The sequence below is a fragment of the Pseudomonas sp. PSPC3-2 genome, assembly GCF_049897085.1.
Classification (GTDB): Bacteria; Pseudomonadota; Gammaproteobacteria; order Pseudomonadales; family Pseudomonadaceae; genus Aquipseudomonas; species Aquipseudomonas paraveronii.
This window is the reverse complement of record NZ_JAFCVO010000003.1, coordinates 350,895-364,341: the sequence shown is the minus strand read 5'-3', so window position 1 is coordinate 364,341 and position 13,447 is coordinate 350,895. Positions and strand designations below refer to the sequence as shown.

Sequence of the window (13,447 nt, the reverse complement as noted above, 5' to 3'; positions counted from 1 at the left end):
GCAGGGTTCCTCGACTTACAACGGCTTGACGGTGAACAGGCCGTCGTCGTGGCCCTCTTCGGAGCCGCCGTAGACTTGTTCGGCCACGGTGCGAATCTGGCTGCCGCGTGCTTGCAGAATCTGGTCCATGGCGCCGGCAAACCAGCCGGTGAACATGTAGTCGACCTTGCGTCCGACCTTGCCGTACACGTAGACGAACGCCGAGTGTTCGAGCTTGACGCTGGCGGTGCCTTTATCCAGGTCGATGTCCTGGATCTTGAACAGGCCCCAGCCGCGTTGCGACAGGCGCTTCATGTAGTGCTCGAACACCGCCACACCTTCGAGGCCGTGGCATTCGGCTTCTTTTTCACACCAGTGCCAGGCGGATTTGTAGCCAGCCTTGTAGAGGATCGCGGCGTAGGCCTCGGCACCGAGGACTTCTTCGATGCCCATGTGGTTGTTGACGAAGAAATGGCGCGGTACGTACAGCATCGGCAAGGCGTCGGAGGTCCAGACACCGGTTTCGCTGTCGACTTCGATAGGCAATTGCGGGGCGATCTTGGCCATGGAAACTTAACTCCAGAAAATTCGTAGTGGTGTTGCCCGTGGGTGTTTGGCTTATTCGCCCCAAACGTCCTTCAAGACGTTGACCCAGTTCTCGCCCATGATCTTGCGCACCACGCGTTCGCTATGGCCGCGCTTGAGCAGGGTCTCGGTGAGGTTGGGGAACTCGCCCACGGTGCGGATGCCCAGCGGGTTGATGATCTTGCCGAAGCTGGTCAGGCGGCGGGCGTAGCCCTTGTCATGGGTCAGCATCTCGAAGAAATCCTGGCCATGGCCCTGGGTGAAGTCAGTGCCGATGCCGATGGCGTCTTCGCCGACGATGTTCATGGTGTATTCGATGGCTTCGGCGTAGTCGTCGATTGTCGAATCGATGCCCTTGGCGAGAAACGGCGCGAACATGGTCACGCCGACAAAACCGCCGTGGTCGGCAATGAACTTCAGCTCCTCATCGGACTTGTTGCGCGGGTGCTCCTTGAGCCCGGAGGGCAGGCAGTGGGAGTAGCACACCGGTTTTTTCGATTCGAGGATGACCTCTTCGCTGGTCTTGGAGCCGACGTGGGACAGGTCGCACATGATGCCGACGCGGTTCATCTCGCCGACGATCTCGCGACCGAAGCCCGACAACCCGCCATCGCGTTCGTAGCAACCGGTGCCGACCAGATTTTGGGTGTTGTAGCACATCTGCACCACACCGACGCCGAGCTGCTTGAAGATCTCGACGTAGCCGAGTTGGTCTTCAAACGCATGGGCATTCTGGAAGCCGAAGATGATGCCGGTCTTGCCCTGTTCCTTGGCTTTGCGGATGTCGGCGGTGGTTTTCACCGGGATCACCAAGTCGCTGTTCTCGCGGATCAGGGTCTGGCTGGCGACGATGTTATTGATCGTGGCCTGGAACCCTTCCCACACCGACACGGTGCAGTTGGCAGCGGTCAGGCCGCCCTTGCGCATGTCCTCGAACAGCTCGCGGTTCCACTTGGCAATGATCAGCCCGTCGATAACGATGCTGTCGGCGTGTAATTGCGCTGGGCTCATCAGGCGTCCCCTTATTGGCGATTCGTGCGCCGAATCGTCTGCCGGCGCTTTGGGGTCAGCATATGCCGAGGGGCCGACCGGACCGGGTGCAAAAACGACAGGGGAATTGCCGAAAGCGTCAATCCGCGACGAAGGTCGCTATGACAGGTCTGTCTGACGGCTGTTCTTTGTCTTACGCTTGGGCCAGAATTCGCGCATCAACCGATATGAGACGGCGCAATGAAATCAATTTTCCTGGCTTTGGCACTCATCGCAACCGGCGTCCACGCGGCCGAAGACACCGACAGCACGCCGTGCGATGGCATCGAAAACGACAAGCAAACCCTGGAATGCGCCACCTACAACAAAACCACCGCCGAACAACTGCTCAAGGATAACTATCAAGGGCTGCTGGAACGCATGGGTTCGACCTATGGCAACAACAAGACGCAACTGGCGGACATTACCGCTCGTCTGAAGGATGCCCAGCAGAAGTGGGAAAAATTGCGCGACGCCGATTGCGCAGTGGACACCTTCCCGGCGGTGACCGGCACCAAACCCTATGCGATCGAGCTGAACGATTGCCTGGCGCGGATGAGTGATGAGCGGTCGGAGTTTTTGGAGTCGATTGGGCAGGAATAAGCAGGCTTTATCGTTCAAAACCATTGAAAAGGACTTCACATGTACTACCCACGCGAAGCGCAACGGGATTTCCTGTTCACGCGCGCCACGCTGCTGTTTTTCTTCATGCTAGTACTCTGCCTGATGCTATTTCTGTCCAAGGACCGGGGGGCACCCTACGCCTTGATCAAGGCGGCGCCCGTAGAAACAATGGGGCAGATCACCCAGCTCGAAAGTGTTGGCCCCCGCGCCTCTAGCACCAACGTTTATTACACGTTCACCCATGACGGCCATCGCGAAGAAGGCATGGTGAACAACAGCAGCTACGTTGACGACCCAGGCTACGTAGTGGGCGGCCCGGTGCCAGTGGTGTATTCGAAGTGGTTTCCGACAGTGCATAACATCAAGGCAAACCTCAAATCGAGCTCGCCCAATTTCTACATCATGAGCGCAAGTGCTGGCCTGATGATTTTATGCTTGATGCTGATGTTCTGGACGGTGCACCGGATCTACCAGCATAAAGAAGAAGATCGGCATTACTGACACCCTCTCATACCCATAGGCTTGAACATGACTATCTGCGGCATCGAAATCAAAGGCAGCGAAGCCATTTTCGCCGTTGCCTCCCTGGATAACCAGACGCTGACCCACGTCGCCCTGGCCACCAAGAAAATCGCCCTTGAAGACGACGATGAAGCGGCCAACGTCAAAGCCTTCGCGGCCCAGGTGAAGGCGTTCGTGCAGGACAACGCCATCGAACGCATCGCAATCAAGAAGCGCAGCAAGAAAGGCGAGTTCGCCGGTGGCCCGACCACGTTCAAGATTGAAGGGGTGTTTCAGTTGCTCGACGGCGTTGAAGTGACGCTGCTGTCGCCGCAGACCCTCAATGCGCAGAACAAGAAACACAATTTTGAGCTGCCAACGACGCTGAACAAGTACCAGCATGAAGCCTTCAAGGCGGCGTGTTCGGCCCTGGTAAAGAAATAGGCCACACCGACAATTTACTGTGGGAGGGGGCTTGCTCCCGATGGCGGTGGATCAGCGGCACATGAGTGGCTGACACACCGTCATCGGGAGCAAGCCCCCTCCCACATTTGATCGTTGTCGCTGACAGGAGAAGGGGTGTTTCAGTTGCTCGAAGCCTTCAAGGCGGCGTGTGCGGCCCTGGTAAAGAAATAAGCCACACCGAAAACCCAATGTGGGAGGGGGCTTACTCCCGATGACGGTGGATCAGCAGCACATGAGTGGCTGACACTGCGCTATCGAGAGCAAGCCCCCTCCCACATTTGATCGTTGTCGCTGACAGGAGAAGGGGTGTTTCAGTTGCTCGAAGCCTTCAAGGCGGCGTGTGCGGCCCTGGTAAAGAAATCAGCCACACCGAAAACCCAATGTGGGAGGGGGCTTGCTCCCGATGACGGTGGATCAGCAGCACATGAGTGGCTGACACTCCGCTATCGGGAGCAAGCCCCCTCCCACATTTGATCGTTGTCGCTGACAGGAGAAGGGGTGTTTCAGTTGCTCGAAGCCTTCAAGGCGGCGTGTTCGGCGCTGATAAAGAAATAAGCCACACCGAAAACCCAATGTGGGAGGGGGCTTGCTCCCGATGACGGTGGATCAGCAGCACATGAGTGGCTGACACTCCGCTATCGAGAGCAAGCCCCCTCCCACATTTGATCGTTGTCGCGTGTAGGAACTACGTTCACACCACCTCCCGTCGCCGATCCTCCCGCGGACACTTGGCAAACCGCGCCCGATAACGGCGGGTGAAATACGACGGCGACTCAAACCCGCAGGCAAGGCTCACCTCTAGCACGCTCATGTCGCTCTGGCGCAGCAGTTGCCGGGCTTTTTCCAGGCGCAGGCCGAGGTAGAAGTTGCTCGGTGTGTCGTTCAGATGCAGGCGAAACAGCCGCTCCAATTGGCGTCGCGTCACTTTGATCGCCTCGGCCAGGGCCAGGGTGCTCAGCGGCGGCTCGGTGTGTTGTTCCATCTCGCCGATCACCTGCACCAACTTCTTGTTGTTGATGCCGTAGCGCGTGACGATCTGCATGCGCTGGTGGTCTTTGCGTGGGCGGATGCGCCCGAGCACGAATTGTTCGGACACCTGGATCGCCAACTCGGGCCCATGGGCCTGGCTGATCAGGTCGAGCATTAGGTCGATGGAGGCGGTGCCGCCGGCGCAGGTGATGCGGCGGCGGTCGATCTCGAAGAGTTCCTGGGTCACCGTCAGCTGTGGATACGCTTCCTTGAACGCGTCGATGGCTTCCCAGTGCAGGGTCAGACGGTGGCCGTCGAGCAGCCCGGCTTCGGCCAGGATGCAGGCACCGGTGTCGATGGCGCCAAGGGTCACGCCGTCATAGTCGAGGCGGCGCAGCCAGTGTTCGAGGGCCGGGGTGGCGAATTTGAGCGGTTCGAAACCGGCGACCACCATCAGCGTCGCGCCCTTTTTCAGCGGCTCCAGCGCGGCGTCGGCGTTGACCGACATGCCATTGCTCGCCAGCACCGCGCCGCCATCGGCGCTCAATACATGCCAGCGGTACAACTCGCCACGAAAGCGGTTGGCCACCCGCAGCGGTTCGAGCGCAGAGATAAAGCCGATGGCCGAGAACCCCGGCATCAGCAGAAAGTAGAAATCCTGGGACATGGTGCGCTCTCGTCGGACCGCCAGCGTGGTCACTGTGATACGCCAGTTCAACGGCCCATTCAAGAGCACAGGTCGCTGCAGTGCAAGAGCCGGTCGCCGCCGTGCGTTTTGTCGCCCCTCAAGCTGCGTAACGTGATCGCACGGCGCATAAAGACGCCGGCCCCCACAATAACGACCTGCCGAGGGAACCACCATGAACCGACTGATCAGCCGCTGCGTGCTCGCATTCAGCGCCAGCGCCATCTTGAGCACCAGCGTCCTCGCGGCCGACGCACCCTCCTGCCAGAACGTGCGCATGGGCGTGGTGAACTGGACCGACGTCATCGCCACCAGCGCCATGACCCAAGTGTTGCTCGACGGCCTCGGCTACAAGACCAAACAAACCAGCGCGTCCCAGCAAATCATCTTCGCCGGTATCCGCGACCAGCGCCTGGACCTGTTCCTCGGCTACTGGAACCCGCTGATGACCCAGACCATCGCCCCGTTCGTCGACGCCAAGCAGGTCAAGGTCCTCGACAAACCGAGCCTGGAAGACGCACGCGCGACGCTGGCGGTGCCGACGTATCTGGCGGACAAAGGCCTGAAAACGTTCGCCGACATCGCCAAGTTCGAGAAAGAACTGGGCGGCAAGCTCTACGGTATCGAGCCGGGTTCGGGCGCCAACACCCAGATCAAAGCGATGATCGCCAAGAACCAGTTCGGCCTGGGCAAATTCCAGCTGGTGGAGTCCAGCGAAGCCGGCATGCTCGCCGCCGTCGACCGCGCGGTGCGCCGCAAGGAAGCCGTGGTGTTCTTCGGCTGGGCGCCGCACCCGATGAACGTCAATGTGGCGATGACCTACCTCACCGGCAGCGAAGACGCCCTGGGCCCGAACGAAGGCATGGCCACCGTGTGGAGCGTCACCTCGCCGACCTATGCCGAGCAGTGCCCCAACGTCCACAAGCTGCTGACCAACCTGACCTTCACCGCCGCCGACGAGAGCCGAATGATGCAGCCGTTGCTGGATCACAAGGACGCATTCGAGTCCGCCAAGCAGTGGCTCAAGGACCACCCGCAAGACCAGCAGCGCTGGCTCGAAGGCGTGACCACCTTCGACGGCAAACCGGCCGCCGCCAACCTGCAACTGACCGGCAAATAACTGTATTTGACTCACCGTTTCGCGGTCGTCCCTGACCGCGAACGGCGCCCTACGCCTTGAAATCACACGCCTGTAAGGAACCTCCCCGATGAACCATGACGTCATCATCACCTGCGCACTCACCGGTGCTGGCGACACGAGCGCCAGAAGCCCCCATGTGCCGGTCACCCCCAAACAAATCGCCGCCGCCGCCGTGGAAGCCGCCAAGGCCGGCGCCACCGTAGTGCATTGCCATGTGCGCAACCCCGAGACCGGTAAGTTCAGCCGCGACGTTGCCTTGTACCGCGAAGTGATGGAGCGCATCCGTGAGGCCGACGTCGACATCATCGTCAACCTCACCGCCGGCATGGGCGGCGACCTGGAGATCGGCGGCGGCGAAAACCCGATGGAATTCGGCAGCAACACCGACCTGGTCGGCCCGCTGACCCGCCTGGCCCATGTGGAAGCGCTGCTGCCGGAAATCTGCACGCTGGACTGCGGCACGCTGAACTTCGGCGATGGCGACACCATTTACGTGTCCACCCCGGCCCAGTTGCGGGCCGGCGCCAAACGTATCCAGGAACTGGGCGTAAAAGCCGAGCTGGAAATCTTCGACACCGGCCACCTGTGGTTCGCCAAGCAGATGATCAAGGAAGGCCTGCTCGACGACCCGCTGTTCCAACTGTGCCTGGGCATCCCGTGGGGCGCGCCGGCCGACACCACCACCATGAAAGCCATGGTCGACAACCTGCCCGCCGACGCGGTGTGGGCCGGCTTCGGCATCGGCCGCATGCAAATGCCGATGGCGGCGCAGGCGGTGCTGCTGGGCGGCAACGTGCGGGTCGGCCTGGAAGACAACCTGTGGCTGGACAAGGGCGTACTGGCAACCAACGGTCAACTGGTGGAACGCGCCAGTGAAATCCTCAGCCGCCTGGGCGCGCGGGTCATGACCCCGGCCGAAGGGCGCATAAAAATGGGCCTCAAAAAACGCGGTTAACCCCCCTGCCCAAACCGGATCAAAACCTGTGGGAGGGGCGGTGCGACGATTCGACTTGCTCCCGATAGCGGTGTACCAGTCGATGCATTCGCTGCTGATCCACCGCTATCGGGGGCAAGCCCCCTCCCACAGGGGTACATCACACTATTCAGGAATGTCGCCATGCGCTTTATTACAGATATCAAAACCTTCGCCGCCCTCGGCAGCGGTGTGATCGGCAGCGGCTGGGTGTCCCGCGCCCTCGCCCACGGCCTCGATGTGGTGGCCTGGGACCCCGCGCCCGGCGCCGAAGCCGCGCTGCGCCAACGCGTCGCCAATGCCTGGGGCGCCCTGGAGAAACAAGGCCTGGCTCCCGGCGCCTCCCAGCAGCGCCTGCGCTTTGTCAGCACCATCGAAGCCTGCGTGAAAGACGCCGACTTCATCCAGGAAAGCGCCCCGGAACGCCTGGCGCTGAAACTGGAGCTGCACGGCAAAATCAGCGCGGCGGCCAAGCCCAATGCCCTGATCGGTTCGAGCACCTCGGGCCTGTTGCCCAGCGAATTCTACGAGGGCTCGACCCACCCTGAACGCTGCGTGGTCGGCCACCCGTTCAACCCGGTGTACCTGCTGCCGCTGGTGGAAGTGGTGGGCGGCAAAAACACCGCGCCCGAGGCAATCCAGGCGGCGATCAAGGTGTATCAATCCCTGGGCATGCGCCCGTTGCATGTGCGCAAGGAAGTCCCCGGCTTTATCGCCGACCGCCTGCTCGAAGCCTTGTGGCGTGAGGCGCTGCACCTGGTCAACGATGGCGTCGCCACCACCGGCGAGATCGATGACGCGATCCGTTTTGGCGCCGGCTTGCGCTGGTCGTTCATGGGCACGTTCCTGACCTACACCCTGGCCGGCGGCGATGCCGGGATGCGCCACTTCATGGCGCAGTTCGGCCCGGCGTTGCAGTTGCCGTGGACCTACCTGCCGGCACCGGAGCTGACCGACAAGTTGATCGACGATGTGGTCGACGGCACCCGCGCTCAGTTGGGCCAACACAGCATTTCGGCGCTGGAGCGCTATCGTGATGATTGCCTGCTGGCGGTACTGGAAGCGGTGAAGACCACCAAAGCCAAGCACGGCATGACCTTCGCCGAATAAGGGAAACCCCAGCATGCCCGCACTGACCACCTACACCACACAGGTCCACCCCGACTGGGTGGACTACAACGGCCACCTGCGCGACGCGTTCTACCTGCTGATCTTCAGCTACGCCACCGACGCGTTGATGGACACCCTGGGCCTGGACAGCGAAAACCGCGCCGCCAGCGGCCATTCGCTGTTCACCCTGGAGCTGCACCTGAACTACCTGCACGAAGTGAAACTCGGCGCCGAGGTCGAGGTGCGCACCCAACTGATCGCGCACGATGCCAAGCGCCTGCACCTTTATCACAGCCTGCACTGGGTGAGCGACGACAAGGAACTGGCGGGCAACGAACAGATGCTGCTGCACGTCGACCTCGCCGGGCCGCGCTCGGCGCCGTTCACCGAGGCGACGCTGGAACGACTCGCGGCCATCCGCGCCACGCAAGTCGACCTGCCCAGGCCCGCCCTCCTCGGCCGCGTCATTGGCCTGCCCGCGCCCAATAGCCCGAAAACGACCTGTTCATAGCCATCTGAGCCATTCGTGCATTCTGCCCTTGCCGACCGCTTGGGCGGCTACCAGAATCCAAATCAATCCCCCCGCTCCCTTCACCAGGATAAACGTCATGATGCACGCGGATTTGATTGACCAGGATGACCTGCTGAACCAACTGCGCTCGCTGGGTTTCGAGGTGTCCAGCGGCGCCAGCGCCGAGCAGGCCTGTGAATGTGCGGTACGCGGTTTGAGCGAGGCACGGGCCAAGGCGCTCAAGAAGATGGTTGAGCAGATGTACAGCGGCAGCGCGACGATTTTGCCGGCGGTGCGGCAGGCGATCGATAAGCAGTTGTTGCCGGCGCTGATGCAGTTCAAACAGAAATCTGGCGCCTGATAGACCGCTATCGGGGGCAAGCCCCCTCCCACCTTCGAAGGTATTCACAATTCAAATGTGGGAGGGGGCTTGCCCCCGATGCAGGCGACTCGGTTTAGAGCCTTACACTGGCAAACGTCGACTCGTTCCGCGCCTGGCTCAACGCCGACATCGGCCCCGACAACGGTGACAACACCAGCGCTGGCGGAATCGGCATCATCGCCACTTGCTGGGTGGTGTTGGAGCCGACGCGCTCATCCCGTGGCGGAATACCGAAGTATTCGCGGTAGCACTTGGAGAAGTGCGGCGTGGACACGAACCCGCATACCGACGCCACTTCGATGATCGACATCGGCGTTTGCTTGAGCAACTGCCGTGCGCGAATCAGGCGCAGCTTGAGGTAGTAGCGCGACGGCGAGCAGTGCAGGTATTTCTGGAACAGCCGCTCCAACTGGCGCCGCGACACGGCGACGTACACCGCCAGCTCATCCAGGTCGATCGGCTCTTCGAGGTTAGCTTCCATCAGCGCGACGATTTCCTGCAACTTCGGCTGGTTGGTGCCGAGCATGTGCTTGAGCGGCACACGCTGGTGATCCTGTTCATTGCGGATGCGCTCGTACACGAACATCTCGGAGATCGCCGCCGACAGTTCACGGCCGTGGTCGCGGCTGATCAGGTGCAGCATCATGTCCAGCGGCGCGGTGCCGCCGGAGCTGGTGAAGCGGTTGCGGTCGAGGGTGAACAGGCGCGTGCTCATCGACACACGCGGGAAGGCTTCCTGCATCGACGCCAGGCATTCCCAGTGAACGCTGCAATCGAAGCCATCGAGCAACCCGGCGCAGGCCAGGGCCCAACTGCCGGTACACACCGCGCCAAGGCGACGCGACTGGCGCGCCTGGCTTTGCAGCCACGACACATGTTCACGGGTGACGGTGCGCTGGATACCCACGCCGCCGCACACGATGACAGTGTCCAGGGCCGGGGCTTTGTGCATGGAGGCATCGGGCGTGATTTGCAGACCGTCGCTGGCCCATACCTGGTTACCGTCGACACTCAGGGTGGTCCAGCGATACAACTCGCGGCCGGACAACTGGTTGGCCATGCGCAGCGGTTCCACTGCCGAAGCCAGGGAAATCAGCGTGAAATTGTCCAGCAGCAAAAAGCCGATGGATTGAGGCGCACGGTTCTGGGGTTGGGCCCCGGAGTTGAACGACGTCATCGCGGTATCTCCTCACACAAAGCGGGTGATGGCCTCAGGCGAGGCTCTTGTTATTGCGCTCTGCTCCAGCGCGGAGAGAGGCTTTGAATGGATAGAGCAAATGCCATGCCTAAAATTGAATGGCCATTCAATAACTCCTGAAAACGACCTCTTGATGTGTCTAGACAAGCCCCTGTGCGAAGTGCGGGATATGCCCCGAATCGAACGCCGAAGCGGCTCCGTTCAAGGGCCGTGAGCAGATCGGTAGCACTTGTGGGTAGGCGCTTTGAGGGTGAGGGCGGCGCCTGTCACCACAAGCACGGGTGACGGCTGGTCGAAGGGGAAAGTGTGTGGGGGGTACTTATCTGTTTGCGACGCGCTAAAAGGTGGCGCTTTTGGTTCTGGTGTTCACTTTATGAGCAGGGTTGTTTGGACTGGCGCTATCGGGGGCAAGCCCCCTCCCACACTCGACCGAGTTCCACCTTTGGAATGCAGTCGAGTGTGGGAGGGGGCTTGCTCCCGATGCAGGCGACGCGGTCTCAGCACTCAACCGCACTGACCGCCAACCCACCGCGCGACGTCTCTTTGTACTTGTCATGCATGTCCGCCCCGGTATCGCGCATGGTGCGGATCACCCGGTCCAGGGAGATGAAGTGCTGGCCATCGCCGCGCAGGGCCATCTGCGCCGCGTTGATCGCCTTCACTGCGGCAATCGCGTTGCGCTCGATACACGGCACTTGCACCAGCCCGCCCACCGGGTCGCAGGTCAGGCCGAGGTTGTGTTCCAGGCCGATTTCGGCGGCGTTGCACAGTTGCTCCGGGGTGGCGCCGAGAATCTCTGCCAACCCCGCCGCCGCCATGGCGCAGGCTGAGCCGACCTCGCCCTGGCAACCGACTTCGGCCCCGGAGATCGACGCGTTCTTCTTGCACAGAATCCCGACCGCCGCCGCGCTGAGCAGATAGTCGACCACGTTGGCTTCGGTGACTTCGTCGCTGAACTTCATAAAGTAGTGCAGCACCGCCGGGATGATCCCCGCCGCACCATTGGTCGGTGCGGTGACCATGCGCCCACCGGCGGCGTTTTCTTCGTTGACCGCCAGGGCGAACAGGTTGACCCACTCCATCGCGCTCAAGGTCGAGCCGATCACGTTGGGCTTGCCCAGCTCCTGCAAACTGCGGTGCAACTTGGCGGCGCGACGGCGCACATTCAGGCCGCCGGGCAGGATACCTTCGTGCTTGAGGCCCTGCTCCACGCACGCCTGCATGGCGCGCCAGAGCGTCATCAGGCCGCTGCGGATTTCATCTTCGCTGCGCCAGACTTTTTCGTTGGCCAGCATCAGCTCGCAGACGCGCAGATTGTGGCTGTTGCACAACTGCAACAGCTCCACCGCGCTGGAAAACTCATAGGGCAACTCGGTGCGATCCAGATCCGCCACGCCGCTTTGGGCCTGGGCTTCATCCACCACAAAACCGCCGCCGACCGAGTAGTAGGTATTGCGATGCAACTCGCCGTCGTCGCCGAACACCACCAGGGTCATGGCATTGGGATGGAACGGCAGGTTTTCGTCGAGCAGGCGCATGTCCCGTGCCCAGACGAAAGGCACCGGCAAACGCCCGTCCAACAGCAGCGTGTCGGTCTCGCGCAGGGTTTGGATACGCAGGCCGATCTGCGCCGGATCGATTGCGTCCGGCCACTCGCCCATCAGGCCCATTATCGTCGCGGTATCGCTGCCGTGGCCGATGCCGGTGGCCGATAGTGAGCCGTAAAGCTGAACTTCGACGCGCCGCACCTGTTCCAACAGTTCACGTTCACGCAACCGTTGAACGAACAACGCTGCGGCGCGCATGGGGCCGACGGTGTGAGAACTCGAAGGCCCGATGCCGATCTTGAACAGGTCGAAAACGCTGATAGCCATTGCCGTGAAACTCCTCGATAAGCACAGGCCAGGCTTGAACGAGCTGCTACGCTCAGATCGCCCAGACGGCCCAGATGGCGGCATCATCAGGCTTTTATCCGTCATCACGGCGTCTCACACCGACGCAACCATGCTCACCAGCGTCGCTCACGAGCAATGGCCTGTTTTGGGCGTTTTTAGCGGTGCAGATGGGCAAAAACAGCCGTTTAGCCGTGGGAAAAACCTGTAAACGACGTCACCGACACTGGATGCGACCCTGCCTGTACTGGATACGACGCCCCCTGTAGGCGTCAGATTTTCACTGGTACATGATCAGTCTCGACTCGTTTGCAAGGCACCGTGCCGCCGCTTCAAAGCACGTTCCAACCGCAACACTTATAAAGCGCGGCGAATGCCGCCACAAAACACACAGGAGTCTAGCCCCATGAAAGGTTCACCCTCGTTGTTGTTGGCCGCCATGCTGAGTCTGCCAGTCCTGGCGCACGCTGCAGAACCGGCACAATGTCAAACCGTTAACTTCTCCGATGTCGGCTGGACCGACATCACCGTGACGACCGCGACCACCAGCGAAATCCTCAAGGGCCTCGGCTACAAGCCGCGCACCACGATGATTTCGGTACCCGTGACCTACAAGTCGCTGGCCGACGGTAAGAACATGGACATCTTCCTCGGCAACTGGATGCCGACCATGGAAAACGACATCAAGCAGTACCGTGATGCCGGCACCGTGGAAACCGTGCGCGCCAACCTGGAGAACGCCAAGTACACCCTGGCCGTCCCTGAGGCGCTGTATGACAAAGGCCTGAAAGACTTCGCCGATATCGCCAAATTCAAGGATGAGCTGGAAGGCAAAATCTACGGCATCGAACCCGGCAACGACGGCAACCGCACCATTCAAACGCTGATCGACAAAGACGCGTTTGGCTTGAAGTCGGCCGGTTTCAAAGTGGTCGAGTCCAGCGAAGCCGGGATGCTCTCGCAGGTCGAACGCGCCACCAAGCGCGGCAAGGCCATCGTGTTCCTCGGCTGGGAACCACACCCGATGAACACCCGCTTCAAGATGAAGTACCTGACCGGTGGTGACGATTCGTTCGGCCCCAACTACGGCCAGGCCACCATCTACACCAACGTGCGCAAGGGCTACACCCAGGAATGCAGCAACGTCGGCCAGTTGCTGAAAAACCTGTCGTTCACGCTGAACATGGAAAGCACCCTGATGGGTAACGTCCTGGACGACAAGATGAAACCCGACGCCGCAGCGAAAGCCTGGCTGAAGAAGAACCCGCAAGTGCTCGACACCTGGCTCGCCGGTGTCACCACCGTTGATGGCAAACCTGGACTCGACGCCGTGAAAGCCTACCTCGCCCAGTAACACCGCTGACCCCGGGGCGGTGCGCTGCCCCGGGATGTTTTCCCCCTTC

14 protein-coding genes are annotated in these 13,447 nt (G+C 61.2%); 9 read left to right on the top strand and 5 right to left on the bottom strand.

Features of this window, described 5'->3' with window-relative positions; all coding sequences use genetic code 11:
- Positions 1 to 15: 15 nt before the first annotated feature.
- Positions 16 to 546, bottom strand: coding sequence for a DUF5943 domain-containing protein (locus ACP7CJ_RS08420; RefSeq protein ID WP_426099998.1), 531 nt, complete (start codon positions 544 to 546; stop codon positions 16 to 18).
- Between the two features lie 51 nt (positions 547 to 597).
- Positions 598 to 1,575 carry a dipeptidase gene (locus tag ACP7CJ_RS08415; RefSeq protein WP_017849539.1) on the bottom strand — a complete coding sequence of 326 codons (978 nt, stop codon included), beginning with the start codon at positions 1,573 to 1,575 and terminating at the stop codon, positions 598 to 600.
- A gap of 219 nt (positions 1,576 to 1,794) precedes the next feature.
- Here ACP7CJ_RS08415 and ACP7CJ_RS08410 point away from each other — a divergent pair, with 219 nt between their 5' ends.
- From ACP7CJ_RS08410 to ACP7CJ_RS08400, 3 genes are read left to right on the top strand one after another with little or no spacing between them, the layout of a single operon-like run.
- Positions 1,795 to 2,196, top strand: coding sequence for a lysozyme inhibitor LprI family protein (locus ACP7CJ_RS08410; protein WP_276195222.1), 402 nt, complete (start codon positions 1,795 to 1,797; stop codon positions 2,194 to 2,196).
- A 39-nt stretch (positions 2,197 to 2,235) separates the two neighbouring features.
- Positions 2,236 to 2,718, top strand: a complete 483-nt coding sequence (locus ACP7CJ_RS08405) for a hypothetical protein (protein ID WP_426099997.1) — start codon at positions 2,236 to 2,238, stop codon at positions 2,716 to 2,718.
- Positions 2,719 to 2,745: 27 nt separating this feature from the next.
- Complete coding sequence (locus ACP7CJ_RS08400) at positions 2,746 to 3,162, top strand: DUF3010 family protein (RefSeq protein WP_426099996.1); 417 nt, start codon at positions 2,746 to 2,748, stop codon at positions 3,160 to 3,162.
- Positions 3,163 to 3,874: 712 nt separating this feature from the next.
- On the opposite strand, the gene ACP7CJ_RS08395 is transcribed toward ACP7CJ_RS08400, so the two are convergent.
- Complete coding sequence (locus ACP7CJ_RS08395; RefSeq protein ID WP_247403257.1) at positions 3,875 to 4,819, bottom strand: GlxA family transcriptional regulator; 945 nt, start codon at positions 4,817 to 4,819, stop codon at positions 3,875 to 3,877.
- Positions 4,820 to 5,012: 193 nt separating this feature from the next.
- Here ACP7CJ_RS08395 and ACP7CJ_RS08390 point away from each other — a divergent pair, with 193 nt between their 5' ends.
- From ACP7CJ_RS08390 to ACP7CJ_RS08370, 5 genes are all read left to right on the top strand, one after another.
- On the top strand, positions 5,013 to 5,957 hold the full coding sequence (locus ACP7CJ_RS08390; RefSeq protein WP_276195225.1) for a choline ABC transporter substrate-binding protein: 945 nt from the start codon (positions 5,013 to 5,015) through the stop codon (positions 5,955 to 5,957).
- Between the two features lie 88 nt (positions 5,958 to 6,045).
- A complete protein-coding gene (locus ACP7CJ_RS08385) occupies positions 6,046 to 6,933 on the top strand; it encodes a 3-keto-5-aminohexanoate cleavage protein (protein ID WP_276195226.1) in 888 nt (295 codons plus the stop codon).
- A 162-nt stretch (positions 6,934 to 7,095) separates the two neighbouring features.
- Positions 7,096 to 8,061: an L-carnitine dehydrogenase gene (locus tag ACP7CJ_RS08380; protein ID WP_276195227.1), complete on the top strand. Its 966-nt coding sequence runs from the start codon at positions 7,096 to 7,098 to the stop codon at positions 8,059 to 8,061.
- A 13-nt stretch (positions 8,062 to 8,074) separates the two neighbouring features.
- Positions 8,075 to 8,572: a thioesterase family protein gene (locus ACP7CJ_RS08375; RefSeq protein ID WP_426099995.1), complete on the top strand. Its 498-nt coding sequence runs from the start codon at positions 8,075 to 8,077 to the stop codon at positions 8,570 to 8,572.
- Positions 8,573 to 8,669: 97 nt separating this feature from the next.
- Entirely contained in the window at positions 8,670 to 8,933 is a 264-nt protein-coding gene (locus ACP7CJ_RS08370; protein WP_247397743.1) for a hypothetical protein, read from the top strand.
- 94 nt (positions 8,934 to 9,027) lie between these two features.
- Here ACP7CJ_RS08370 and ACP7CJ_RS08365 read toward each other — a convergent pair whose 3' ends face one another.
- Positions 9,028 to 10,131, bottom strand: a complete 1,104-nt coding sequence (locus ACP7CJ_RS08365; RefSeq protein WP_247397746.1) for a GlxA family transcriptional regulator — start codon at positions 10,129 to 10,131, stop codon at positions 9,028 to 9,030.
- A gap of 518 nt (positions 10,132 to 10,649) precedes the next feature.
- Positions 10,650 to 12,026: an L-serine ammonia-lyase gene (locus ACP7CJ_RS08360; RefSeq protein ID WP_276195229.1), complete on the bottom strand. Its 1,377-nt coding sequence runs from the start codon at positions 12,024 to 12,026 to the stop codon at positions 10,650 to 10,652.
- 424 nt (positions 12,027 to 12,450) lie between these two features.
- On the opposite strand from ACP7CJ_RS08360, the gene ACP7CJ_RS08355 reads away from it, so the two are divergent.
- Entirely contained in the window at positions 12,451 to 13,398 is a 948-nt protein-coding gene (locus ACP7CJ_RS08355; RefSeq protein ID WP_276195230.1) for a choline ABC transporter substrate-binding protein, read from the top strand.
- Positions 13,399 to 13,447 lie beyond the last annotated feature (49 nt).

Excerpts from the sequence above, each read along its gene's own strand:
- ACP7CJ_RS08385 (WP_276195226.1), top strand. The coding sequence starts at position 6,046 with ATGAACCATGACGTCATCATCACCTGCGCACTCACCGGTGCTGGCGAC.
- ACP7CJ_RS08400 (WP_426099996.1), top strand. The coding sequence starts at position 2,746 with ATGACTATCTGCGGCATCGAAATCAAAGGCAGCGAAGCCATTTTCGCC.
- ACP7CJ_RS08395 (WP_247403257.1), bottom strand. The coding sequence starts at position 4,819 with ATGTCCCAGGATTTCTACTTTCTGCTGATGCCGGGGTTCTCGGCCATC.
- ACP7CJ_RS08415 (WP_017849539.1), bottom strand. The coding sequence starts at position 1,575 with ATGAGCCCAGCGCAATTACACGCCGACAGCATCGTTATCGACGGGCTG.
- ACP7CJ_RS08410 (WP_276195222.1), top strand. The coding sequence starts at position 1,795 with ATGAAATCAATTTTCCTGGCTTTGGCACTCATCGCAACCGGCGTCCAC.
- ACP7CJ_RS08420 (WP_426099998.1), bottom strand. The coding sequence starts at position 546 with ATGGCCAAGATCGCCCCGCAATTGCCTATCGAAGTCGACAGCGAAACC.
- ACP7CJ_RS08375 (WP_426099995.1), top strand. The coding sequence starts at position 8,075 with ATGCCCGCACTGACCACCTACACCACACAGGTCCACCCCGACTGGGTG.
- ACP7CJ_RS08405 (WP_426099997.1), top strand. The coding sequence starts at position 2,236 with ATGTACTACCCACGCGAAGCGCAACGGGATTTCCTGTTCACGCGCGCC.
- ACP7CJ_RS08355 (WP_276195230.1), top strand. The coding sequence starts at position 12,451 with ATGAAAGGTTCACCCTCGTTGTTGTTGGCCGCCATGCTGAGTCTGCCA.
- ACP7CJ_RS08360 (WP_276195229.1), bottom strand. The coding sequence starts at position 12,026 with ATGGCTATCAGCGTTTTCGACCTGTTCAAGATCGGCATCGGGCCTTCG.
- ACP7CJ_RS08370 (WP_247397743.1), top strand. The coding sequence starts at position 8,670 with ATGATGCACGCGGATTTGATTGACCAGGATGACCTGCTGAACCAACTG.
- ACP7CJ_RS08390 (WP_276195225.1), top strand. The coding sequence starts at position 5,013 with ATGAACCGACTGATCAGCCGCTGCGTGCTCGCATTCAGCGCCAGCGCC.
- ACP7CJ_RS08365 (WP_247397746.1), bottom strand. The coding sequence starts at position 10,131 with ATGACGTCGTTCAACTCCGGGGCCCAACCCCAGAACCGTGCGCCTCAA.
- ACP7CJ_RS08380 (WP_276195227.1), top strand. The coding sequence starts at position 7,096 with ATGCGCTTTATTACAGATATCAAAACCTTCGCCGCCCTCGGCAGCGGT.